Genomic DNA, 17,390 nt, shown 5'->3' on the forward strand with positions numbered 1-17,390 from the left:
ATGCCTCCTCGCAATGAAGAAGTGCGAACAGCACTTGAGATGGTCCCGATCAATATTATAAGAAACATCATCGATGAACGCGATATAAGTTTTACAAGTCGAAAATCAAGTGAGCTAATTGAACGGCTACTACAAGACGGCTGGACTGACGAACAATTTGAGGAGTTGAAACACAGACTCGCTAAAATCGAACTTGAAAGGCAGCCATACAGTAGATATGTATCTGAGTTGAATCATATCAGCTCAGGACTAGACGATATACCGGAACACGAACGGGTCGAACAAGTTCTTCTAAACGAAGAATCTGATTTTGATGATGATAATAAACTGGTTGAGCCGGGATTCGAGATCTCGGAGGCAAACGGAGATGTGGTAAAGGGAATTCATTGGACAGAGTCTATCAACTATTCTTTGACTCCAAGAAACGAGATTAAAAAACAGCAGACGCTTTACGAAACTGGTTTTGAAATTAATTTTGAAAATGACGCTGTTTTTGTTGACTGTACAAGAACAGCCAAAGCTTCGGGATTACTTAGCAAATTTGATTCATTAGGTATAGAGACAACTTCTGTTGGACATAGTGAATTTAGTAATCTCCGGGCGAATGACCTTGTTCAGGAGTTTGTAGACGACCTCAATGAGAGACTGGTTGAAAAACATAGTCAACGGACCGTTGGGGTCGATGATCCTCTCGTGTTAGAAATAGATCTGGTGAATCTCCTACTCGACGAAGCTAATCTGAAGGATGTGAAAATTGGAGGCAGAACGGACATAATGGAAAACGACGAAGTGCGTCGATTTAGGGATGAACACGATTCCAGAATTGTCCGGTTGGAAGGTGAGTTCCTCCTAGATGGAAAATGGTACTCGTTCAAAAGCGGATACACCGATAGCATGGGGCAGGTTAGTGTTGAAAAGAAAGGAAAAGTCGAGGAGAGACCTGATTTGGTCCAGGAAGCTTTTGATTTCTTATTTGAATCCTACGAGGATTATTTCGTAGACATCTAGAATGGCGAGAGATCTTCAATTTGAGGTACAGTATCTACTCTCGTTAACATTGGTTGTATTTGGACTGTTGTCTGCCGACGCAATCAGCCGTTCTATAAATAACTGGATAGGTTTGAGCGTTGTTTTGCTCCTTGCAGTTTATTTCTCTTTGTTTAACATACTCTATTCGTTTGAGCAATCGACATCCATAGAGATCGATTTTATCAGGAAGATGAATCAGTATGCAAGACCGGTGTTACTAGTATTATCTGCCATTTTTGCGTATTTTGTCGCTCACACCATTGCAGCGGTCGTATTAGACATCCATTTGATAGCTGGCATTTTCACATCCAGTAAGCAGCAAATCATTATTAAGTACGTCGTGCCATTTGCTCCTATAGGGGTGATAACCATGGTAATTAATCTGTTCCTCGTTGGGCCAATAAAGAAATATGAGGACATCACTACCAAGGTTATCCCCAACTCGATCCGCGTCTTTCAATCGCAATCAGGCACACAACCGCTCACAATTAAAATCGAAAATGATGGGGAAGAGACAATCCCATGGGAGCTATCAATAGAAACCCCAGAAGACGTGAGTTTGAATGCAGATGCAACGAGAGACGGGGAATTAGAACCTCACAGAGCGTTTCGAGAAACGTTCGAGTTATCGCACAGCGCAGAAACCCGACGAAGTGACGTGCTCAAGGTGAATATTGATTTTGAGGATGCCTCACGTCAAGAAGAAGTCGAACTGCGGCTAGAGTTCTGATCCTAAGCCACTATCGGGAATCACTGTCTCCTTCAATTTGCCGTACTACTGGATAGACTACCAGCTTCCACACCTGATCGAGTGGCGTCGGGAAGCCGGTCATGTGCTCGACCACGTCGTCGAGAGCGACGAGCAGACCGATGAACGCGAAGCCAGCACCCGTCGCCGGGTAGTAGGGCCAGATCGACGCGAAACCGAACAGCGCCAGCGCTACGCCAACGTAGAAGTGATGCGGCGCGAGGGCGTCCCCGTCCGGTTCCTCCTCCGGGTCGAACAGCTCACTCATCGGTCGCACCTCCGTCGACGCCCTCGCTCGCTGCTTCGAGTGCTTCCGTCTCCTCCATGCCCGGCGGCGGCTGGTACGGCAGTTTCGAGGCGACCACGCGGCCGAATCCGTTGATCCGCTCCATCGCGTATCCGCCCGGCGTCGCAGCGCCGGCCATGTAGGCGATCAGGACCGCCGCGGCCACCGGGAGGTTCCCGCCGACTGCTCCCGCGATCGCGTCGATCACAGGTAGCCCTCCTCCTCAAGCACTTCGCGGTTCCGGAGTGCCATCTCCATGAGCCCGTTCCACGCCTCGTTTTGATCCGAGCCGTAGACCGTCCGCTCAAGTCGCTTGAAGCCGCGATATATCGCCGCTGTGAACGCGGCTGTCGCGCATGCTGCCGTCGCCGTGATCCCCGCCGCGACGGCGATCACGAACTGCACGGTCGGCGTCATCCGGGGACTACCCCCTGCACCGCGGTGATCGCCGGTCGCAGGTAGGTGTAGGCGACCCCGGCGAGCACGACCGCGCCGAGTCCCCACGCCCACAGCGGCACGATCTCCCAGATCCGATCGAGCAGCGAGAGCCCCGCATCGGCCGCGGCGTCCGCCGCCTCCTCGCGATTGTCGGCGTGCCACTCAGTGAACGTGAGGCCGCCCAGATCTGGCGTCTCTGTCGGGTCGGCGTCCACCCCCGCGCCGGTCGCGTCGAAGAGCGGCACCACCCCCAAGACGTTGCCCGTGTCCACGTCGATCGTGGAGCCCTCTCCGGCGTCCGTGAGTTCGTCGCCGTCGAGCCGGCCGCTACGGCGCTCAAACTCTTGCGGGAGTCGGGTGAGCCGCTCCCACGCCGACATCTCCTCCCACTCCTGATCGGTCCAGGGCTCGCTCTCGCTCATCCGTTCGACTCCACGTAGTAGACCGCCCCACCTCCCACTGCTAGGAGCGCCACGAGGCCGAGCACGGGCGAGAGGCCGCCGCCTCCGGACGAGCCACCAGCTTGGTCCGGAACCGGCAGCGACGCCATCAGCGCCGCGATACGCTCCTCGAAGTTCGCCGGTAGCTGCTGCTGTGGCTGGGGCTGCTGTTGCTCCTGTGCGCCGGCCATCGCCTCCAGCCGGCTCGTGAGGGCGTCCTGTTCCTCGCTGTCCAGTTCAAAGCCCTCCGGGGCCATGAGGGTCTGTTCGCCCTCCTCGTTCTCGCCGAAGAACACTTCGCCGTACTGGTCGTTCGTGAGCGTTACCGTGTCCTCGGAGTCGACGCCGGCCATCCCGCCGCGGTCGAAGTCACCGTAACTGTCGGCGGTGATCTCCACGTCTTGCAGCCGCTCGGGGAGCGTCCACTCTTCGGCCTCCGAATCCGTCGCGGTGCCGTCTTCATCGGCGGCCGCGGCATCGCCGAAGAACCCGGACAGATCATCCGTGTCGTAGTCGTTTGTCATGTCGTTGGTTGTGTTGTTGCTGGTTGCCTCGCTCTCCGTCTCATCGCTCGCGCCGGTGTCGATCGGCGTGCCGGCGCTGGCGTCCGAGTAGAACCCTGCTGGCCCCTCTGATGTGTCCGACGGGTCGCCGTCCGAGCCGCTGCCCGTCGAGTTACCGGACCCACCGCCCGACAGGTTGCCGAAGTCCTCTTCAAGCCAGTCGGACGGGCTCTTGTCCTCGAACGTCAGATCGTAGTCCACATCTGGCGTGGGCGGAGTGGATACCCACCCGCTGCCGCCACCCGAGTCGTCCGAGCCAGAGTCTGAGCCACCGAAGCCGCTGCTCTCGTCGTTATCGGGGCTGTCCGTGGACCCACCGGACGGGTCCGCGGCGGGCGCGTCGTTGTAGAAGCCAGTCGGACCCTCGTTGTCGTCATCATCGTCTGAGCCCGGCGCTGTTCCGCCGAGTCCCCCATCGTCGTCGGGGCTGTCCGTCGACCCTCCGGACGGGTCCGCGGCGGCTGCGTCGCCGTAGAAGCCAGACGGTCCCGCGGCCATCACCCACCCCCGGACGGATCGCGTCCAGTCAGGACGTGCCAGATGAGATCGATCTGCGTTTGGAGATCGTCGGCTGTCCGGGCGTCCTGAAACTCTTGGTGTGTCGCCGCCGAGACCTTAGTACGGGTGACTGCGGGCGGCTTAGGCGTCGACTCGCGCACCTCAGATGCTTCCTCGAACTCTCGGGTAGCCGCGAGTTGGCCGGCCTCGTCCTCGTGGATGATCCCAGCGTTACCCAGTTCGGTGATGAGTGCGCGGACTCGTTCGTCGGTGAGTTGATCTCTTGTAGCCATTTTAGATCGGATGTTGGTGGTATCCCGAGGGAACTACGTGGATCTCAACTGTGACAGAGTAGTCCTGTGGAGAACTATACGGGTTATCAATCTCTAACGCGCCGCTGCTTGCCTCTACTGCTCCGAAGTTCCGTGTTCCTGATTTGCCCGATGTTCCGTATTCATTTCCGCCAGCAAATACAGCAGACGCACCGGTATCTGTCCCCTCAAATGTACCGTCCCATCTGATTGCGTCGATGATTTCGGTTGAGAAGTAGAAATTCAACTTCTCCGTGTCGTAATCGTATAGCGTTCCCGAGTCACTCAATTGCTGAATGAACCCGCCAGAAACCCCACCGTTTTGCGTGGCGTTTGGTGTCTCGAAGTGACTCGGTGACTGTCCGCCGAGCTGATCGGCGTTGTCTGCGTTGCTCGCCACGTCGGCGACATTAGCCTGATTCGCCTCCTCAACGGCCACGTTGCTCCCGTCGACGGCGGTGCGGGCGTCCTCATCCGTGTAGGGCGGAGAGGTCAGCCCCGTCATGCGTCACCTCCGGCGAGTATGAACGCCGCCTTATCGTCCGTGGTCGGGCACCGGATCGCGATCTGGTCGGTGTTCGTGACCGGGATGCGGAGGCCCTGCGCCGCCCGGAGCGCGACATGCTGGCCGTCGGCGTCGCCGACGAACACGAGGCCGTCGTTCGTCGCTGCCCCCTGCACGAGCACGTCCTGCCCGTCAGGCACCGAGTACGCCGGGAGAGTGACCGCGGTGTCGTCGTTCGGCTGTACCAGTCCGGTCGTGAGTCCGTCTCGGTTGCCGAGCGTCGCCGCCATCCGCTGCTGCTCGGTCGCGTTGGCCGGGGGCTGCAACTCTCCTTCCCCATCGTCGACGCGGGTCAGTTGCTCCACGTCGGCCGTGGTTTCGAGCACCATTACTGCTCGACCTCCCCAGTTCGCTCGAAGCCGATCGGTTGGATGTGGTAGACGCGCTGAATGTCAGACAGGTTCGACACCGTCACCTCGATCTTCTGGTCGAACTCCCACGCCGGCACGAAACAGACCGCGAGATCGTCGATGTCGGTCGGCGGGATCGGGGCCGGACCGTAGATCTGATCCTCGTCGAGAGTAACCTCATACGTACTCCCCGAATACTTCGAGATCGCGAGTATCGGTAGGATGAACCCCTGATTCGTCCGTTGCGAGGCGGTGAACGTCACCGTCGCCTGCTCGTCGGTTCCGAGTTCGACGCCGACCGGTTCGTTGAGCGGTACATCGCCGGGGTTGGGTTCTGGAACGATCCTCATCGGTCACCCTCCGTCGCTTCTTCGAGACGAGCGCGCTCCTGCTCGTCTATCTCGGTCTTCTCGACGTTCGTCTCCACTCGGCCGCTCATGCCGTCCCTCCGTTCAGCGCGAGGTAGAGGAATCCGAGCGTCCCGATTGCGCCGATCAGGTCAGTCAGGAGTTCCAGATCGCGGCGAGACCACCGGGTACCGGCGAGCCACGCCGACAGCGGGCTCTCTGTGGTGGTCGTCTCGACTGATTCGCCTCCTCCGGTGCCCGTGATCGTCGCCATAGGGCCGTTGCTCATCGGCGGGCTGTCCCACGGATCGCCGCCTTCGACTGTCGCCGAAAAATCCATGATCGAGATACCCCTACCGGTTGCCCATGTCGGTGCTCACGGCGCTTCGAAGACCCGGAACCTCCGTGTTGGCCTTCTGCGCCGGCACCTGGAGCAGTGCGTTCGTCGGCTCGGTGCCATCGCCGTCCGGGTCGGTCCATCGGACCTGATACGGAGCCCTGATCCGCGCTTCCAGCTCCATATCGGTCGCGAGATACCGCTGGAGTTTCGACTCGTTGAGTTCGAGAAACTCGGGCTGTTCGGCCTGATTCGCGTTGTGTATCAGGCCGAGGTTCGCGTCGTAGACCTGCTCGTTGCCCTCAACTTTCGAGCCCGGCAGCTTCTTGCGGAGTTCGAAGCTCGCCGCGTTGCCGGCCACGTAGTAGACGTGGACGGTCGCGACCGAACCGGGACCGGAGACGGTGATGCTGTCGGCGTCATGGTCGACAGACTTCGGGCTCCCTTGATAGTCGCCGCCGAACCAGACGACGACATCCTGCGTGTCCGGCGACTCGATGAGGTCGTAGGTCAGATTGAAGGACTGATCCGACCCGTCACCGGCGGTCTCGAACGACTGATACGCCGGAATCACCAGCCGGATCGGGTTGCTCCGTCCGGTCTTGAGCCCGTGCGCCGTGTTCGCGGTGAACGCCGCGATCTCCGACATCGACCCCTGCGAGTTGGTCGACGTTTCGAACTGGCGCGGCGAGAGCGTCGTCGAACGGCGCGGCGTCTCGGCCAGTCGGTCCATCACGTCGGACATCTACCGCGACCCCTCCTTGACCGCGTTCGTGTCGAAGTAGAATTCTGACTGCGACCAGTCGATCTCCGCGGCCGACTCGGCGGAGACGTAGAACGAATCCACGTCCCGCACGTCGTGGAACGGGGCTGGTCCGGTCTCGCTCGACGCTTCCGGGAACTGGAGTTCGATCTTCGCGTTGTCGATGTTGTCCACGTCCCGCTGGGTCGTGAGGTCGTTCTGGTTCCAGAAGCTGATCTGTTTCACCTCCTCGCTCACCTTGTGTTCGTCGTCGCTGCCGGCGCGGCCCAGCTCGAACTTGATGAGCGTGTTCGTCGGGAGCGGGTCGCCGTTCGCGTCGCGCAGCTTCATGTAGACCGGAATCCCGATCTCCGAACCGCGCTTGATCTGGTTCAGAAGTCGAAGGAACGTGCCCCGGTCCGGGTCGAGTTCGAGGATCGGCGTCGCCCGGTCGATTCCGGCCGCGTTGGTCTTCGGCTCGACGGCATCGGCGGAGTCACCGTTACTGATGTAGATGTCCGCCATCAGGCGAACACCTCGGTCAGCGCGTCACGCACACCGAACCGTTCCATCAGCGCGAGCAGGATCGCGACGCCGCCGCCGACCTGCATGTGTCGCTTCGTCCGCCCCTCGATCATCGGTGCGTATTCAGCACCCGCGATTACCGCCACACCGCCGAGTTCGGCGGGAGTGTTGAATCCGGCGACCTGATGGCCGTCGGCGACGTATCCGAGCGATTCTCCCACGAGGACGCCGCCGCCGACCGCACCGGCGTCCATCATGAACTGCTGATCAGCCAGCTTGTCGAAGCCAGCCGTTACATCATAGGCCATTGCGACCGGTCCGAAACATGGTTCGCTTGTGATAGGCCGCCCCGCTGAGTTGGCCGCAATCGGTTTTAGATGAACTTTGTTGGTGGATTCTCTTTTGAAGATGTTCTACTGATAATCCTCGCAGAGTTACATCGGAGTTCGCGGTTCTCTCATGGAGGTATAAGTCCGAGCGGAGGCGGTATCGCGTTCGATGATGGATGTGGCACGGCTATTTCCACATAGTCAGAATAACAAATTGTTGATAGATTTGTTTATACCTCGCCACAGACATGATTTAGATATGGATTGGCCGGATACATTTGCTACGAAAAAGGACATAAAGCGATTAGAGGACCAAGGCCATACAATTGTTCCATATTCTCTCGAAAAAGGTCAGGCTTCTCCAGTCGTATTCGCGGCAATAGTGTACTCTGAAAATGAAGAACTCGTATCAGGTTGGTACTACCACCCGAAGCGTGGAAAGTGGGTCGAAGAGGACCGTATAGAGTCAGATAAGGTAATATCTCTGAAAATAGGCGTGTTTGAAGGAGGTATGAATGTATTTGGGGAACCGGGAAAGGAGGCAGAAAAGATCCGGAATTCAATAGGAGACACTCTCTACCGTTACTTAGGTGACTATCCATTCATATACAATGAAGAATCAGCGCAAGCCCTTCAACCAAGTAGTAATGCGGGAAATTGTGACTGTTCAATTAAACAATCGGAAAATTTGGTAGTATCAAATCTTACTGTCAACAATGGTGATGATGTTACGTTTGTCGCCTGTGGAAAGTGCGGAAAACCATATGCTATTCAAGACCAATCAGATTCTATTCTGATTGAAAAAGCTCTCCAGCTTGATTGGGTATTCCCTAATGACCTGCCTGCCGCAGCTACAAGTTCTGGGAATTGTACATTTTATCACGTGGATTCCTCTACGACAAAAAGAACACATTCTGTGGTGGCCGCACTGGTTGGCGAAGTGGGTTCCGAGACCCAGTTTTCACAGGATTATAATGCGAAATTGGACGAGTTCTTTCTCATAAGTGTGGCAGAAAAAATAGTCGGATACCTGTCGTGGCATACAAAGTACGACAAACCCAGTATAACACAACTCTATGTTCGCCCTGAGGCAAGGGGAAATGATTACGCAAAAACAGCCATAAGAGAGTGGTGTGACTACATCACTGGCAGCTTGGCCTATGCCGAACATATGAATGAGGCTAGCCGCCCAATCTTCCGTGAATTAGGACTTCTTAAAAACGGAGAATCAGAGTTTGCGGTGAAAGAATTCACCGGCGTCGATGCGCAGAAAAGAATGATGGATACAAACTTCTACCGTGCGTATCCCACTGAGGCATTCCCTGATGAGTTCGGTGTTAATTAGTACTCTTCAACGGCAATCTGCTTCGAACTATATTGTGTCTGAAAAGAGGAACTCAATAGTACATCTCTGAGAAAAAGGTGAAAATCAGCGCTCCCGAGGGTCGTCATAAGGGAGACCGTGCTGCCGGTAGAGCAACATCAAATCCTCGACGACTCTGGTTCTGGCGACTTCGTGGCCTCGAATAGCCTCGATCTCTGCTTTTACCTCGCGGAAGCTGTCTGCCGTCTCTCCGTAGAGAGCTACCTCTTCGCTCGGTCGGGTCACAGTCCCACCTCGATACGCTTACCCTCAGCGCCAACATGGTCGCACTCCGGTTCGTAGCGATTCGACTCGACACGCTCAATCTTTCCAGAGTCGTCTGAGTAGATCCACTCAGAGTTAACCGTCTGCGGCTCGCCATCCGGTCCCGGCTCGACCCACTTCCGGACGGAGATCGCGTCTTCATCGGGGGCGTGGAGTTCCTCTGGTAGGTTCGGAACCGACTGCCCTCCCGTGTTGTGTGCTTCTTTGGGGTACTCCAGTACGTCTTTCACCGCGTTGAGGTCGTTCCCGGACTGGTAGCCGCCGAGGAACCGCGCCGTGCAGTTGCCAACCACCTTCTTACAGAGTTGCGCGAGTCGCTGGGTCACCCAGATCGACGACGTAGCCGACCCTCCCTCGGTCCGGCCGTCGGTCGCGAGGTCCTGTATGTCGTCGGGGTAGCCCTCTCCCTCCGGAGCGATCCCGTGCGCCTCGTCGATGACGATCAGCACGTCGTGGTTCGACCGCCGGCACGCGAGGATCACATCGCGAGCAACCTCCTGCCAGTCGTCTTTGCTGACGTGGCGCCCGACGACGAGTGCCTCGTTCCGGTCGATCATGTCGCCCCACACGTCGGGGTCGAAATGGTCTCTCTCGCGAGGGCCGGCGAACCAGTGCGCCGCGAGTCCTGGTCCGGTCTCTTTGCTCACGAGACCTCGGAACTCGTCGGACGTGTCGAGCACGACCACCCGATCGTAGGTGTCGCCCTTGATGTTCTTCTCGGCGAGAGCGTGCGCCAGCCATCCTTTGCCCCATCCCGAAACGGCTGATACCAGCATGTGCATGGGTTATGCCTCCCGTTCGGCGAGGGCCCGGATCGCCTCTGTGTGCGTCTCGATCGGTCCGGCGACGAGCGACTGTAGTATCCGTGCCGGGTCGCGGTCGACCACCTCCGTCTCGAACTCGTTGAGGCCGAGCCCAAACGTCTCCCGAGTGTACACGTCGGCGAGGTCTCGGTCGGTGCGGTCTGCGACGCTGTCTCCAGCCTTGTTGCGGTACTTCTGTGCCCACGCTTCGATCTGGGCGTTCCACTCGTCGGCGTCGCTCTCGGCGAACTGGTGCGCTTTGTCGGTGTTCTCCAGCTCCTCCGGCGCGACGTGGTCGACGTAGAGCCCCCACAGGTCACCGGTCTGCTGGGCGACGATCGCGTCGACGAGCTGGCCGACGCGCTCCTCGGTGGCCGGCGGCTCGTCGAGTCCGAGGGCGTCGGGGTCCGCGCCGGTCGCCTCGACGAGCGTCCGCATCGCCTCACGTTGCTCGTGTTCCATCGCCGCGAGGGTCGCAGCGTAGGTCTGGATCTCTTTCTGCATCATCTGTTTCAGCGCCTTCTCCTGCATCCCGCCCAGCATCAGGCGCTCACCCCTTCGCGAACCGTGCCGACGAGGTCGCCGGCCACGTCGCCCTCCTTGACCAGCACGGTACCGCAGACGATCGCCGTCGACAGGAGAAGCGCCTGCTTGTCGCTCATCTCCTCCATGCCGCCCATGTCCTCAACGACTGCGTCGAACTTCGCATCCAGTTCGACCGGCTGCTGGGTCGCGAGTTCGGCGACATCCTCGGAGGTCATTTCCGAGGGCTCGCCGCTCATCTCCTCGGTGATCTCGGGAAGGAGCACGGCGAGGATCTCGACATACATCTCGCCCCACGAGTTTCCGTCCGAGGGGGTCGACGAGGGGGTATCACCCCCCTCGTCATCTCCTTCGTCTTGAGTATCGCCGTCCTTGGTCGCGTCGGGCGATTCGGACCCCTCTTCGGTGGGGATGTCGTCCTCCTCTTCTTCTTGGATCTCCTCGGTGACCGCCGAGAGATTCACGTCGGCCCGTTCGTCGTCGTCGATCGGCGGCCGTTCGTCCCCCTCGTCGTCCCCTTCCTCGGGGGTATCGTCGGCGTTGGTAGGGGTCTCGTCGTCGGGCGATTCGTCCGGGTCGGCGTCGTCGTTGGTAGCGTCGTCGGTCATGTTTCTGTCGGCGTGAACTCCATGTCGTCTGTATCGGTGCCTTCGAGGGGGACTTCACCCGTCGATTTCTCCCATCCAGACGCCCCTTCGGGGCCGACTTCATGGGTATCGCCGGGGTTGGTTGCGTCGGGCGATTCGGTACCCTCGTCGCTGGGGCCCGACTCCCCCCCACGCAACAGTACCGCGACCGCGAGGGCACCAGTACCCAGCACGAGGGCAGTTCCGAACCCCATTCCTTCCCCCTCTGAGGGGTCTGTAGAGTGGGTATCTGCGCCCTCTTCGCCAGTACCCTCCTCAGAGGGGTCCAAATCGCCGCCTTGGGAGGGATCGTCAGAGGGGGTCTCTGCGCCCTCCCACTGCGCGGCGTATTCGTCCTCTTCGTCGGGCGATTCGGTACTCCCATCAGAGGGGTCCGGATCGCGGGTATCTGTGCCCTCTTCGCCAGTACCCTCTTCAGAGGGGTCCGAATTGCCCCCTTCGGAGGGGGTCTCGGTGGGGGTGTCGTTCCCCTCGTTGTCCCCTTCGTCGGCGGAGTCCTCCTCGTCGAGACCGTAGGCCGTCGGGTACCAGTCGTGATGTCGCCGGTCGGCCGCGGCGTTGACGTGCTCGTCGTCCTTCCGTCCGTGGAGGTGCGACCGGAGACCTTGCGGGGTCCCCTCGTAGTCGCACCCCTCGATCTTACAGGCGAGTTGAGTCATGCTTCGAGATCTCCTGCGGTGATGGGTCGATCGCCAAGCTCGTCGAACGAGAGCGCGTCCTGACCGAACTGGCGACGAACTTCGTTAATGCCAGCAGCAGCCTCCTTCGACTCCGCGATCCCGGTCCGATACTGGTCCCAGAGCTTTGAGAGCGCCCCGTAGGCTTCCCCGGTCATCGCCTGCGGGTCCTCGCCAACCGTGTCGTCGGCGGTCTCGGTGAGCTGCTCGGCCTCGTCTCGGTCGAGCCCGCACGATTCGACCAGGAACTCACACGCGTCCCAGTCGCCGCTTTCGCAGTAGTCGAAGGCGTGGCCGCACTCTTCGCCTTCGACACGAGCGGCGGCGTCGGCTTCCTTCTGGAGCACTTCTGTTTCGGTCGGTCCGTCGCTCACGTCTGCACCGGTCTGCTGCTGTCGGACCTGTTCGATCCGGCCAGTGTTCTCGTCGGCTGTGAGTTCCGGATCGTAGTAGGCTTCCCAGTCGTTGATCCCTGCGTCGAGGAACGCGGCCTTGACCGTAGTCGCCTTCCGGTAGTTGTTCGATCCCGTGAACGGACCGACGCGGCGTTTCTCGCCGTCAGTGAGTTCGACATGCCCGGCTCCGCCTTCGCGGTCGGCGCGGCCATCGGCTGCGATCCCGCGGATCTCTGCCTCGACGTCTTCGGGAACGTCGTCGGCGAGCTCGACTTTCGCGAACCGCCGATCAAATCGACCGGTCAGGTGTTCGGCGTGGTCGTCGCGGATCGCGTTCGCGTCGGCACGAGTGCCGAACTCGACGACGGTCACGCGGTGCCCTCCGCGATGTCGCTCCCAAGCGGGTCGAACCTGAGTGCGGGGCAGAGATCGCCGTCGTCAGTCCGAGCCTCCGCGGTTTCCGCCATCTCACTGTCGTCGCTGCCGGCGAGCCCATCCGGGATCACCAGCGCGTCGCGACCATCCACGTTGAGATCGACATACCCGGTCGGGTCGTCCCATCGGGGGTGCGGAAGTTGGTAGGCGGTCGCTCGGCGGTAGATCGCCCGGAGGCGGACGAGCGCGGTCCGCTCGCCGTCTCCTTCCGGCTGGAGGGCGAGCGACGCGCCGGCTTCACAGACGCGCATCACCGATCACCGCTTCGATCAGGGCCACAGCACCGATACCCAGCAGCAGCCCCTTTGCCGCGCTCTTGTAGCTGTCCAGCGTCCACTTGGCTTCTGACGAAAAGTGCGAGCTTCGAGATGCTTTCACCGCTGCGACGTAGGCCATGAACGAGGTGTAATCGTCGAACTCGTCAGCACGATGCCAGTAATCAAAGTACGGAGCCGCCTCTGGATCGCCGTTTTTGATCGCTTCTTGCGCTTCTTCGAACTCTTCTGGTGTCGGTAGGTCAGTTGAGACCATACCGACAGATTGGGCGACTACGGTATGTTTTTTGTTACTAATTGAATAGTTGAATAAAATAAGAGCGTGAGACAGTCAGATAGTCGCGCTTCGGATCTGTATAATAATCATTTCTGACTGAACTGGGTAGGGTTCTGTAGAGTCGGTAGTTATGTCACCAAGGTATTTTGTGGCGTGCATTCGTACCGCTCATATGAGCAAACCCTCCCAAATTGTGGATATAGAATATGATGAGTTACCATCAGAAGCAATGACGAAAGAATTTGATCTCTGGAATGAGGAATACACTATAGAAGCTCTAACGGATTTAACAGTATCTCAGATTGAGGGGAGAAAATTGCTATTTGAGAATAGAGAGCAGAGACTTCTTTCAGAACACAATCCCGGACGTCATATTAAAGAAAATCCGATGATTGCGCGAAGCCAAGGATGCCCAGTCTACACACCCCAGCAATGGGAGGAAGCTAAGAAGATGATTCGTCGGGAGGCGGAGAGAGTGAAACTCCGGTTCGATAGGGCGAAAGGGATTGTCGAAAAAGAGGAGAAAGAATCAAAACAGAATTGGCTGGTGGAATTATTCGACTCGATTTTGCCTGACGAATTCAGTATCCGATAGCTTTCTCGATTTTAGACGCGGTCGATGTGGTCGTAGACCTTCTCGGTGGTTTGGATCGTCGCGTGCCGAAGCCGGTTTCGCACGTCGTAGAAGCTGTGGCCCTCCTCGACGTTGAGCATCCGGTAGGCGACGCTGTGCCGGAGCGTGTGAGGTGTCACCTGCTCGGCGTCCCCTCGGCCGTGGAGCGTCATCGGTTCCACGCCGGCGGCGACAGCAGCCGCGGTGACGACGTTGCGGACAGACTCGGTGGTCATCCGGTCGGACTGTCGCGACGGCCAGAGCGCGGCGGTGTCCTTCCAGCGGCCGGCGAGATACGTCCGGAGTGTCCGAACGGTCTCGTCGGCGAGTTCAATCTCGGTGTAGCTCGGCGTGCGGTCGGTCGGGTAGTCCTTCTGTAGGTCGGCCGGGAGCGCAAGCACGCCGTCGTCGAGGTCGACGTGGTCGGCCACGTTGAGCGCGACGCACTCGGCGACCCGCAGGCCGGTGTCGTAGAGCGTCGCGATCAGCGCGTCGTTGCGAGCGGCGAGGTACGGCGCGCTCGCTTCGACAGTCGCCGAGCGCATTCGGTCGACCTGTTCCGGCTTGAGCCAGACGGTCGCTTTCTCTTGAGTTTGGGTTTTCATTATTCGGGATGTTTCGAGGTAGTTGGTTTATAAACGGGTCAGGGTGGGAAGGCTGCGAGTTTGGGTTTCTGTATAGAGAATCCAAAACTCGTCTTAGGCGTTGTCACAGTCTCGCTCTTCTTGATGAGTGACACAAGGAGTGTGATCCACAACGCTATTGTTTCAAATATCCTTAACAAATATTTATTATGAATACGGATGGGCCTTGTTAATGGGTCCAATGCATGGCACACAATGCCACAAATCAGGCATCGGAGGTGGAGTATTACCAGAAAGAATCTACTGAGATTGTCTGTGAGCTGTTGGCTCGTGATTTGGTGCCAGGAGCCAAGCGAGATGAAGTTCAGCACCTGTTGGACGCGGGAGAGCCGGGGAAAGCGCTTCATCTTGCCGTTTTTAAACGTGATCGGTAGCGGGTCTGAATCGGCATAACCGTCGCTGAGATGATCTCCGGCCCGCTCGGTACTGCTATTAACTAATTCCTGCTGGTGAACGGAGTTGACCGCGTTGTTCATCGGCTTACCTCGACGTACTCGACAACGTGCGCCGCGTTCGTCTCATCGTGGCTGACAAACCTATCCTCTCCCGGTTCGACGTGGATCCGCTCGCTGTGGTCACACGACAGACACGTCACCTCGTAGATCCGGTGTCGCCGGCGATCGGCCTCGTCCTCAACATCTCGCTTCCCGCGGAGGTCGACGTTCGGAGCCGCCCCGACGACGCTAGCCTCGTTACGCATCGTTGCCCTCCAGCAGACCGGCCTTCCGGCAGCACGCCTTGCAGTCGTCGCCCTCGCTGTAGGTGTCACTAGCCTCAACAGGCTGGTTCGCGCTTCCGAACGCCCAGCTCCCGCAGAGCGATTGATGCCCGTCGAAGATGTGCCAGCGCCGGGCTCGGAACGGTTCACCCCACGCCAGCCCTTCGAGGTCGTCAGTCATCGCTCACCTCGTCGCTGTCGCGGTCCCCGTCGACGAACGCAGTGGCGGTCCCGCACCGCGGACACGTCGCGATTCGCGTCTTCCGATCACCCTCGACGGTTTCCTCGACGAGCGTCGCGATCCACTCGTGACCGAGCAGCCAGCAGCGCAGGCTACGCATCGCGGTCACCTCCATCGGTCCGCACGGTGTTGGCGAGATCGGCGAGTTCGGCGGGCTGTCGGACCACCAGCACGCCCCAGTTCGGTTCCACGATCTGCTTGTTGCCGACGCGTTGGCGTTCGAGCGGGAGGATCACGCGCCGCTTCACGCTCCCCTTCGGGATGTTGAGGCGGTTCGCGACCCGGCTCATCGCGGTGTCCACGTCGATCCGCGACTGGAACGGCGAGGCCTCGTCGCAGAGCACTTCGTAGCCGCGGCGGACGACCGGATCGTCCGGGAGGTACGCCGCCACGTTCGCCTCGTTGCCGTCGCGGTCCGCGTAGGTCTCGCGCAGCGCCGCCCGGATCGCTTCCGACCGCGATCCGTGCTCGTCCGCCGCGTCGTCGAGCGCGTTGAGGAGGTCGTCGTCGCTCACTCGCGCCGTCACGCGCTTCCCGCTCGACTCGGCGCTCATCGACTCACCTCGCTTTCGGCGGCGACGCTCGGCTCGGCCGTCCACGCGCTCCGGCGCGCGCGCCGCCCCCATCTCGCTCGCGCAACGCTCGTGCATGAGGGGGGACGCCGTTCTGACGACGCGCCCCCGTCTGTGTGACACGGACCGATTCCGGCAGTAGTGTTCTTGTTACCCCCGAACACTGCGGAACCTGTCTGTGTGACACCACCGACGTTTGTCACACGGATCACCTCGTTCATCGGTCGACCCCCTCGCCGAGCAGCCGGCGATCGTCGGTGACTCCGTCGAGACGGGCGGCGGTGCCGCCGTCGGCGCGAGCCTCCTGCTCGTGCTCGTGAACCTTCTCTCGGGCTTTCCGGAGTCGGTTCGACACCGTGCCGGGGCTGCTGTAGCCCTGTTTGCGCTGGTACTCTCGGACGCCCATGTCGCCGAGGTCGCACCGAAGGTACGCGTCGCGCTGCTTCTCCGTGAGGTACGGGTAGCGGCGTTCGGCGGGATCGACGGCGTCGAGGTCGCAGATCTGGATCGCTCGGCCATTGATGTCGGTGTGCTTCGTGCCTAGCTCCGTGCAGGACCATGCGGCCTTACGGACGGCGCAGAGGTGGACGCAGGGGCCGTCGTTGTACTCCCAGCCCTTGCAGTCACAGAGGCCGACGTGATGGTCTCCTTCGCGGGCCAGAACGACGTGGTGCCATTCCTCGCCGTTGGGGCTCTTGACGCGGTAGCCGAGACGGCTGATCACTTCGATGTCCGACTGATAGGGAACCGCCTTCGTCCAGCTCGTGTCTGTGCTCCCGGCGAGCCGGTCGAAGTTGATCGACTCGCCGATCTGCGTGTCGACGCGGCCGAACGCTTCGAGTCTGCTTCGAGATTCGGAGCGGCTCATGGCGGCGAGCACCCCCGAACGAACGCACCGACGCCACCCGCATGTCTGTCGAGGATATGGTTCCGAACGGACTCAACTACGTCACTGGCCGAGACGGCTTCCTCGCGGATATACTTCGAGTCGACGGTAACCTCTGTGCCCTCGACGGTCGTCTCGGTCAGAACGTTGACCTGGTAGAACTCGTCGCCTCGTCTTTCGTAGCCACTCCAGCCAGCGCTGTCGCTCCAGAGTTGGAGACGCGCGTCGCAGTTCTCGTTCTCGACCGGCCGGAAGAGTTGGCCGATACGGACTGTCTCGATCCGCTCGCGTTCGATCTCGACTACGTCGCCGTCGAGGTCGACAGCGATCTGCACCTCCTCGTCGCTGTCGCGTTCTGCACTCATGCCGCACCCCCGTCCACTACGAAATTCGCAGGACTGCGCCGGGGGCAGTCATGCGCCTCGTTGCACTCCGATTTTTTCGGGTGTCTTCTGAAAACCCGAACGAGCCGCTCACGTCTTCTACGCGGAGATTGCTCTAAATACGG

General features: G+C 59.5%; 33 protein-coding genes. 4 read left to right on the forward strand and 29 right to left on the reverse strand.

Translation table 11 applies throughout. The annotated features are described in order from the left end of the window. Both NO930_RS02860 and NO930_RS02865 read left to right on the forward strand, forming a co-directional pair. Positions 1 to 1,008, forward strand: coding sequence for a hypothetical protein (locus NO930_RS02860; RefSeq protein WP_256402411.1), 1,008 nt, complete (start codon positions 1 to 3; stop codon positions 1,006 to 1,008). A 1-nt stretch (position 1,009) separates the two neighbouring features. Continuing rightward, on the forward strand, positions 1,010 to 1,759 hold the full coding sequence (locus NO930_RS02865; RefSeq protein ID WP_256402412.1) for a hypothetical protein: 750 nt from the start codon (positions 1,010 to 1,012) through the stop codon (positions 1,757 to 1,759). 10 nt (positions 1,760 to 1,769) lie between these two features. Here the strand turns inward: NO930_RS02865 and NO930_RS02870 are convergent, their stop codons facing one another. The 13 genes from NO930_RS02870 to NO930_RS02930 form a co-directional block, all read right to left on the reverse strand. Continuing rightward, positions 1,770 to 2,045 (reverse strand): hypothetical protein, encoded by a 276-nt coding sequence (locus NO930_RS02870; protein WP_256402413.1) that lies wholly within the window; start codon positions 2,043 to 2,045, stop codon positions 1,770 to 1,772. Continuing rightward, positions 2,038 to 2,271 (reverse strand): hypothetical protein, encoded by a 234-nt coding sequence (locus NO930_RS02875; RefSeq protein ID WP_256402414.1) that lies wholly within the window; start codon positions 2,269 to 2,271, stop codon positions 2,038 to 2,040. Before NO930_RS02875 ends, NO930_RS02870 begins: the two co-directional genes overlap by 8 nt. Continuing rightward, a complete protein-coding gene (locus tag NO930_RS02880; protein ID WP_256402416.1) occupies positions 2,268 to 2,480 on the reverse strand; it encodes a hypothetical protein in 213 nt (70 codons plus the stop codon). The genes NO930_RS02875 and NO930_RS02880 overlap by 4 nt, the downstream gene beginning before the upstream one ends. Next, a complete protein-coding gene (locus NO930_RS02885; protein ID WP_256402417.1) occupies positions 2,477 to 2,923 on the reverse strand; it encodes a hypothetical protein in 447 nt (148 codons plus the stop codon). Before NO930_RS02885 ends, NO930_RS02880 begins: the two co-directional genes overlap by 4 nt. Continuing rightward, a complete protein-coding gene (locus tag NO930_RS02890; RefSeq protein ID WP_256402418.1) occupies positions 2,920 to 4,002 on the reverse strand; it encodes a hypothetical protein in 1,083 nt (360 codons plus the stop codon). The genes NO930_RS02885 and NO930_RS02890 overlap by 4 nt, the downstream gene beginning before the upstream one ends. Continuing rightward, entirely contained in the window at positions 4,002 to 4,295 is a 294-nt protein-coding gene (locus NO930_RS02895) for a hypothetical protein (RefSeq protein ID WP_256402419.1), read from the reverse strand. The genes NO930_RS02890 and NO930_RS02895 overlap by 1 nt, the downstream gene beginning before the upstream one ends. A gap of 1 nt (position 4,296) precedes the next feature. Then, positions 4,297 to 4,818, reverse strand: a complete 522-nt coding sequence (locus NO930_RS02900; protein ID WP_256402420.1) for a hypothetical protein — start codon at positions 4,816 to 4,818, stop codon at positions 4,297 to 4,299. After that, entirely contained in the window at positions 4,815 to 5,207 is a 393-nt protein-coding gene (locus NO930_RS02905) for a hypothetical protein (protein ID WP_256402421.1), read from the reverse strand. Before NO930_RS02905 ends, NO930_RS02900 begins: the two co-directional genes overlap by 4 nt. After that, positions 5,207 to 5,578 carry a hypothetical protein gene (locus NO930_RS02910; protein ID WP_256402422.1) on the reverse strand — a complete coding sequence of 124 codons (372 nt, stop codon included), beginning with the start codon at positions 5,576 to 5,578 and terminating at the stop codon, positions 5,207 to 5,209. The genes NO930_RS02905 and NO930_RS02910 overlap by 1 nt, the downstream gene beginning before the upstream one ends. Before the next feature lie 85 nt (positions 5,579 to 5,663). Beyond that, positions 5,664 to 5,864, reverse strand: coding sequence for a hypothetical protein (locus NO930_RS02915; RefSeq protein ID WP_256402423.1), 201 nt, complete (start codon positions 5,862 to 5,864; stop codon positions 5,664 to 5,666). 64 nt (positions 5,865 to 5,928) lie between these two features. Further along, positions 5,929 to 6,657 (reverse strand): hypothetical protein, encoded by a 729-nt coding sequence (locus NO930_RS02920; protein WP_256402424.1) that lies wholly within the window; start codon positions 6,655 to 6,657, stop codon positions 5,929 to 5,931. Then, positions 6,658 to 7,179, reverse strand: coding sequence for a hypothetical protein (locus NO930_RS02925; protein WP_256402425.1), 522 nt, complete (start codon positions 7,177 to 7,179; stop codon positions 6,658 to 6,660). It lies immediately after the preceding gene. Beyond that, positions 7,179 to 7,487 carry a hypothetical protein gene (locus NO930_RS02930; protein ID WP_256402426.1) on the reverse strand — a complete coding sequence of 103 codons (309 nt, stop codon included), beginning with the start codon at positions 7,485 to 7,487 and terminating at the stop codon, positions 7,179 to 7,181. Before NO930_RS02930 ends, NO930_RS02925 begins: the two co-directional genes overlap by 1 nt. A 280-nt stretch (positions 7,488 to 7,767) precedes the next feature. Between NO930_RS02930 and NO930_RS02935 the strand changes: the two genes are divergently transcribed. Next, positions 7,768 to 8,853: a GNAT family N-acetyltransferase gene (locus NO930_RS02935; RefSeq protein WP_256402427.1), complete on the forward strand. Its 1,086-nt coding sequence runs from the start codon at positions 7,768 to 7,770 to the stop codon at positions 8,851 to 8,853. 84 nt (positions 8,854 to 8,937) lie between these two features. Here NO930_RS02935 and NO930_RS02940 read toward each other — a convergent pair whose 3' ends face one another. From NO930_RS02940 to NO930_RS02975, 8 genes are read right to left on the reverse strand one after another with little or no spacing between them, the layout of a single operon-like run. Further along, a complete protein-coding gene (locus NO930_RS02940) occupies positions 8,938 to 9,117 on the reverse strand; it encodes a hypothetical protein (protein WP_256402428.1) in 180 nt (59 codons plus the stop codon). After that, entirely contained in the window at positions 9,114 to 9,938 is an 825-nt protein-coding gene (locus NO930_RS02945) for a hypothetical protein (RefSeq protein WP_256402429.1), read from the reverse strand. The genes NO930_RS02940 and NO930_RS02945 overlap by 4 nt, the downstream gene beginning before the upstream one ends. Before the next feature lie 3 nt (positions 9,939 to 9,941). Further along, positions 9,942 to 10,502 carry a hypothetical protein gene (locus NO930_RS02950; RefSeq protein WP_256402430.1) on the reverse strand — a complete coding sequence of 187 codons (561 nt, stop codon included), beginning with the start codon at positions 10,500 to 10,502 and terminating at the stop codon, positions 9,942 to 9,944. Next, complete coding sequence (locus tag NO930_RS02955; protein ID WP_256402431.1) at positions 10,502 to 11,110, reverse strand: hypothetical protein; 609 nt, start codon at positions 11,108 to 11,110, stop codon at positions 10,502 to 10,504. The genes NO930_RS02950 and NO930_RS02955 overlap by 1 nt, the downstream gene beginning before the upstream one ends. Next, positions 11,107 to 11,808 (reverse strand): hypothetical protein, encoded by a 702-nt coding sequence (locus NO930_RS02960; protein WP_256402432.1) that lies wholly within the window; start codon positions 11,806 to 11,808, stop codon positions 11,107 to 11,109. Before NO930_RS02960 ends, NO930_RS02955 begins: the two co-directional genes overlap by 4 nt. Further along, the gene (locus NO930_RS02965) at positions 11,805 to 12,593 is read right to left on the reverse strand and encodes a hypothetical protein (RefSeq protein ID WP_256402433.1); all 789 of its coding nucleotides are present in this window, start codon (positions 12,591 to 12,593) and stop codon (positions 11,805 to 11,807) included. The genes NO930_RS02960 and NO930_RS02965 overlap by 4 nt, the downstream gene beginning before the upstream one ends. Next, the gene (locus NO930_RS02970; protein ID WP_256402434.1) at positions 12,590 to 12,907 is read right to left on the reverse strand and encodes a hypothetical protein; all 318 of its coding nucleotides are present in this window, start codon (positions 12,905 to 12,907) and stop codon (positions 12,590 to 12,592) included. Before NO930_RS02970 ends, NO930_RS02965 begins: the two co-directional genes overlap by 4 nt. Further along, entirely contained in the window at positions 12,894 to 13,187 is a 294-nt protein-coding gene (locus tag NO930_RS02975; RefSeq protein WP_256402435.1) for a hypothetical protein, read from the reverse strand. Before NO930_RS02975 ends, NO930_RS02970 begins: the two co-directional genes overlap by 14 nt. A gap of 193 nt (positions 13,188 to 13,380) precedes the next feature. Between NO930_RS02975 and NO930_RS02980 the strand changes: the two genes are divergently transcribed. Further along, the gene (locus NO930_RS02980; RefSeq protein ID WP_256402436.1) at positions 13,381 to 13,803 is read left to right on the forward strand and encodes a hypothetical protein; all 423 of its coding nucleotides are present in this window, start codon (positions 13,381 to 13,383) and stop codon (positions 13,801 to 13,803) included. Positions 13,804 to 13,814: 11 nt separating this feature from the next. Here NO930_RS02980 and NO930_RS02985 read toward each other — a convergent pair whose 3' ends face one another. The 8 genes from NO930_RS02985 to NO930_RS03020 all read right to left on the reverse strand — a co-directional run bounded on the left by NO930_RS02985 (position 13,815) and on the right by NO930_RS03020 (position 17,247). Beyond that, positions 13,815 to 14,426, reverse strand: coding sequence for a tyrosine-type recombinase/integrase (locus tag NO930_RS02985; RefSeq protein WP_256402437.1), 612 nt, complete (start codon positions 14,424 to 14,426; stop codon positions 13,815 to 13,817). Positions 14,427 to 14,464: 38 nt separating this feature from the next. Next, positions 14,465 to 14,941 (reverse strand): hypothetical protein, encoded by a 477-nt coding sequence (locus NO930_RS02990; protein ID WP_256402438.1) that lies wholly within the window; start codon positions 14,939 to 14,941, stop codon positions 14,465 to 14,467. Continuing rightward, entirely contained in the window at positions 14,938 to 15,165 is a 228-nt protein-coding gene (locus NO930_RS02995) for a hypothetical protein (RefSeq protein WP_256402439.1), read from the reverse strand. The genes NO930_RS02990 and NO930_RS02995 overlap by 4 nt, the downstream gene beginning before the upstream one ends. Continuing rightward, positions 15,158 to 15,364 carry a hypothetical protein gene (locus NO930_RS03000; protein WP_256402440.1) on the reverse strand — a complete coding sequence of 69 codons (207 nt, stop codon included), beginning with the start codon at positions 15,362 to 15,364 and terminating at the stop codon, positions 15,158 to 15,160. Before NO930_RS03000 ends, NO930_RS02995 begins: the two co-directional genes overlap by 8 nt. Next, positions 15,357 to 15,524, reverse strand: coding sequence for a hypothetical protein (locus tag NO930_RS03005; protein ID WP_256402441.1), 168 nt, complete (start codon positions 15,522 to 15,524; stop codon positions 15,357 to 15,359). Before NO930_RS03005 ends, NO930_RS03000 begins: the two co-directional genes overlap by 8 nt. Continuing rightward, complete coding sequence (locus tag NO930_RS03010; protein WP_256402442.1) at positions 15,517 to 15,978, reverse strand: hypothetical protein; 462 nt, start codon at positions 15,976 to 15,978, stop codon at positions 15,517 to 15,519. Before NO930_RS03010 ends, NO930_RS03005 begins: the two co-directional genes overlap by 8 nt. Positions 15,979 to 16,213: 235 nt before the next feature. Further along, complete coding sequence (locus tag NO930_RS03015) at positions 16,214 to 16,864, reverse strand: SWIM zinc finger family protein (protein WP_256402443.1); 651 nt, start codon at positions 16,862 to 16,864, stop codon at positions 16,214 to 16,216. Further along, positions 16,861 to 17,247 carry a hypothetical protein gene (locus NO930_RS03020; RefSeq protein WP_256402444.1) on the reverse strand — a complete coding sequence of 129 codons (387 nt, stop codon included), beginning with the start codon at positions 17,245 to 17,247 and terminating at the stop codon, positions 16,861 to 16,863. The genes NO930_RS03015 and NO930_RS03020 overlap by 4 nt, the downstream gene beginning before the upstream one ends. Positions 17,248 to 17,390 lie beyond the last annotated feature (143 nt).

Source organism: Halorubrum salinum (assembly GCF_024494575.1).
Classification (GTDB): Archaea; Halobacteriota; Halobacteria; order Halobacteriales; family Haloferacaceae; genus Halorubrum; species Halorubrum salinum.

Excerpts from the sequence above, each read along its gene's own strand:
- NO930_RS02975 (WP_256402435.1), bottom strand. The coding sequence starts at position 13,187 with ATGGTCTCAACTGACCTACCGACACCAGAAGAGTTCGAAGAAGCGCAA.
- NO930_RS02860 (WP_256402411.1), top strand. The coding sequence starts at position 1 with ATGCCTCCTCGCAATGAAGAAGTGCGAACAGCACTTGAGATGGTCCCG.
- NO930_RS02910 (WP_256402422.1), bottom strand. The coding sequence starts at position 5,578 with ATGAGGATCGTTCCAGAACCCAACCCCGGCGATGTACCGCTCAACGAA.
- NO930_RS02920 (WP_256402424.1), bottom strand. The coding sequence starts at position 6,657 with ATGTCCGACGTGATGGACCGACTGGCCGAGACGCCGCGCCGTTCGACG.
- NO930_RS02895 (WP_256402419.1), bottom strand. The coding sequence starts at position 4,295 with ATGGCTACAAGAGATCAACTCACCGACGAACGAGTCCGCGCACTCATC.
- NO930_RS03010 (WP_256402442.1), bottom strand. The coding sequence starts at position 15,978 with ATGAGCGCCGAGTCGAGCGGGAAGCGCGTGACGGCGCGAGTGAGCGAC.
- NO930_RS02990 (WP_256402438.1), bottom strand. The coding sequence starts at position 14,941 with ATGAACAACGCGGTCAACTCCGTTCACCAGCAGGAATTAGTTAATAGC.
- NO930_RS02890 (WP_256402418.1), bottom strand. The coding sequence starts at position 4,002 with ATGGCCGCGGGACCGTCTGGCTTCTACGGCGACGCAGCCGCCGCGGAC.
- NO930_RS03020 (WP_256402444.1), bottom strand. The coding sequence starts at position 17,247 with ATGAGTGCAGAACGCGACAGCGACGAGGAGGTGCAGATCGCTGTCGAC.
- NO930_RS02880 (WP_256402416.1), bottom strand. The coding sequence starts at position 2,480 with ATGACGCCGACCGTGCAGTTCGTGATCGCCGTCGCGGCGGGGATCACG.
- NO930_RS02945 (WP_256402429.1), bottom strand. The coding sequence starts at position 9,938 with ATGCACATGCTGGTATCAGCCGTTTCGGGATGGGGCAAAGGATGGCTG.
- NO930_RS02995 (WP_256402439.1), bottom strand. The coding sequence starts at position 15,165 with ATGCGTAACGAGGCTAGCGTCGTCGGGGCGGCTCCGAACGTCGACCTC.
- NO930_RS02955 (WP_256402431.1), bottom strand. The coding sequence starts at position 11,110 with ATGACCGACGACGCTACCAACGACGACGCCGACCCGGACGAATCGCCC.
- NO930_RS02900 (WP_256402420.1), bottom strand. The coding sequence starts at position 4,818 with ATGACGGGGCTGACCTCTCCGCCCTACACGGATGAGGACGCCCGCACC.
- NO930_RS02950 (WP_256402430.1), bottom strand. The coding sequence starts at position 10,502 with ATGCTGGGCGGGATGCAGGAGAAGGCGCTGAAACAGATGATGCAGAAA.
- NO930_RS03005 (WP_256402441.1), bottom strand. The coding sequence starts at position 15,524 with ATGCGTAGCCTGCGCTGCTGGCTGCTCGGTCACGAGTGGATCGCGACG.
- NO930_RS02925 (WP_256402425.1), bottom strand. The coding sequence starts at position 7,179 with ATGGCGGACATCTACATCAGTAACGGTGACTCCGCCGATGCCGTCGAG.
- NO930_RS03015 (WP_256402443.1), bottom strand. The coding sequence starts at position 16,864 with ATGAGCCGCTCCGAATCTCGAAGCAGACTCGAAGCGTTCGGCCGCGTC.
- NO930_RS02980 (WP_256402436.1), top strand. The coding sequence starts at position 13,381 with ATGAGCAAACCCTCCCAAATTGTGGATATAGAATATGATGAGTTACCA.
- NO930_RS03000 (WP_256402440.1), bottom strand. The coding sequence starts at position 15,364 with ATGACTGACGACCTCGAAGGGCTGGCGTGGGGTGAACCGTTCCGAGCC.
- NO930_RS02960 (WP_256402432.1), bottom strand. The coding sequence starts at position 11,808 with ATGACTCAACTCGCCTGTAAGATCGAGGGGTGCGACTACGAGGGGACC.
- NO930_RS02930 (WP_256402426.1), bottom strand. The coding sequence starts at position 7,487 with ATGGCCTATGATGTAACGGCTGGCTTCGACAAGCTGGCTGATCAGCAG.
- NO930_RS02905 (WP_256402421.1), bottom strand. The coding sequence starts at position 5,207 with ATGGTGCTCGAAACCACGGCCGACGTGGAGCAACTGACCCGCGTCGAC.
- NO930_RS02870 (WP_256402413.1), bottom strand. The coding sequence starts at position 2,045 with ATGAGTGAGCTGTTCGACCCGGAGGAGGAACCGGACGGGGACGCCCTC.
- NO930_RS02985 (WP_256402437.1), bottom strand. The coding sequence starts at position 14,426 with ATGAAAACCCAAACTCAAGAGAAAGCGACCGTCTGGCTCAAGCCGGAA.
- NO930_RS02935 (WP_256402427.1), top strand. The coding sequence starts at position 7,768 with ATGGATTGGCCGGATACATTTGCTACGAAAAAGGACATAAAGCGATTA.
- NO930_RS02885 (WP_256402417.1), bottom strand. The coding sequence starts at position 2,923 with ATGAGCGAGAGCGAGCCCTGGACCGATCAGGAGTGGGAGGAGATGTCG.
- NO930_RS02970 (WP_256402434.1), bottom strand. The coding sequence starts at position 12,907 with ATGCGCGTCTGTGAAGCCGGCGCGTCGCTCGCCCTCCAGCCGGAAGGA.
- NO930_RS02915 (WP_256402423.1), bottom strand. The coding sequence starts at position 5,864 with ATGAGCAACGGCCCTATGGCGACGATCACGGGCACCGGAGGAGGCGAA.
- NO930_RS02865 (WP_256402412.1), top strand. The coding sequence starts at position 1,010 with ATGGCGAGAGATCTTCAATTTGAGGTACAGTATCTACTCTCGTTAACA.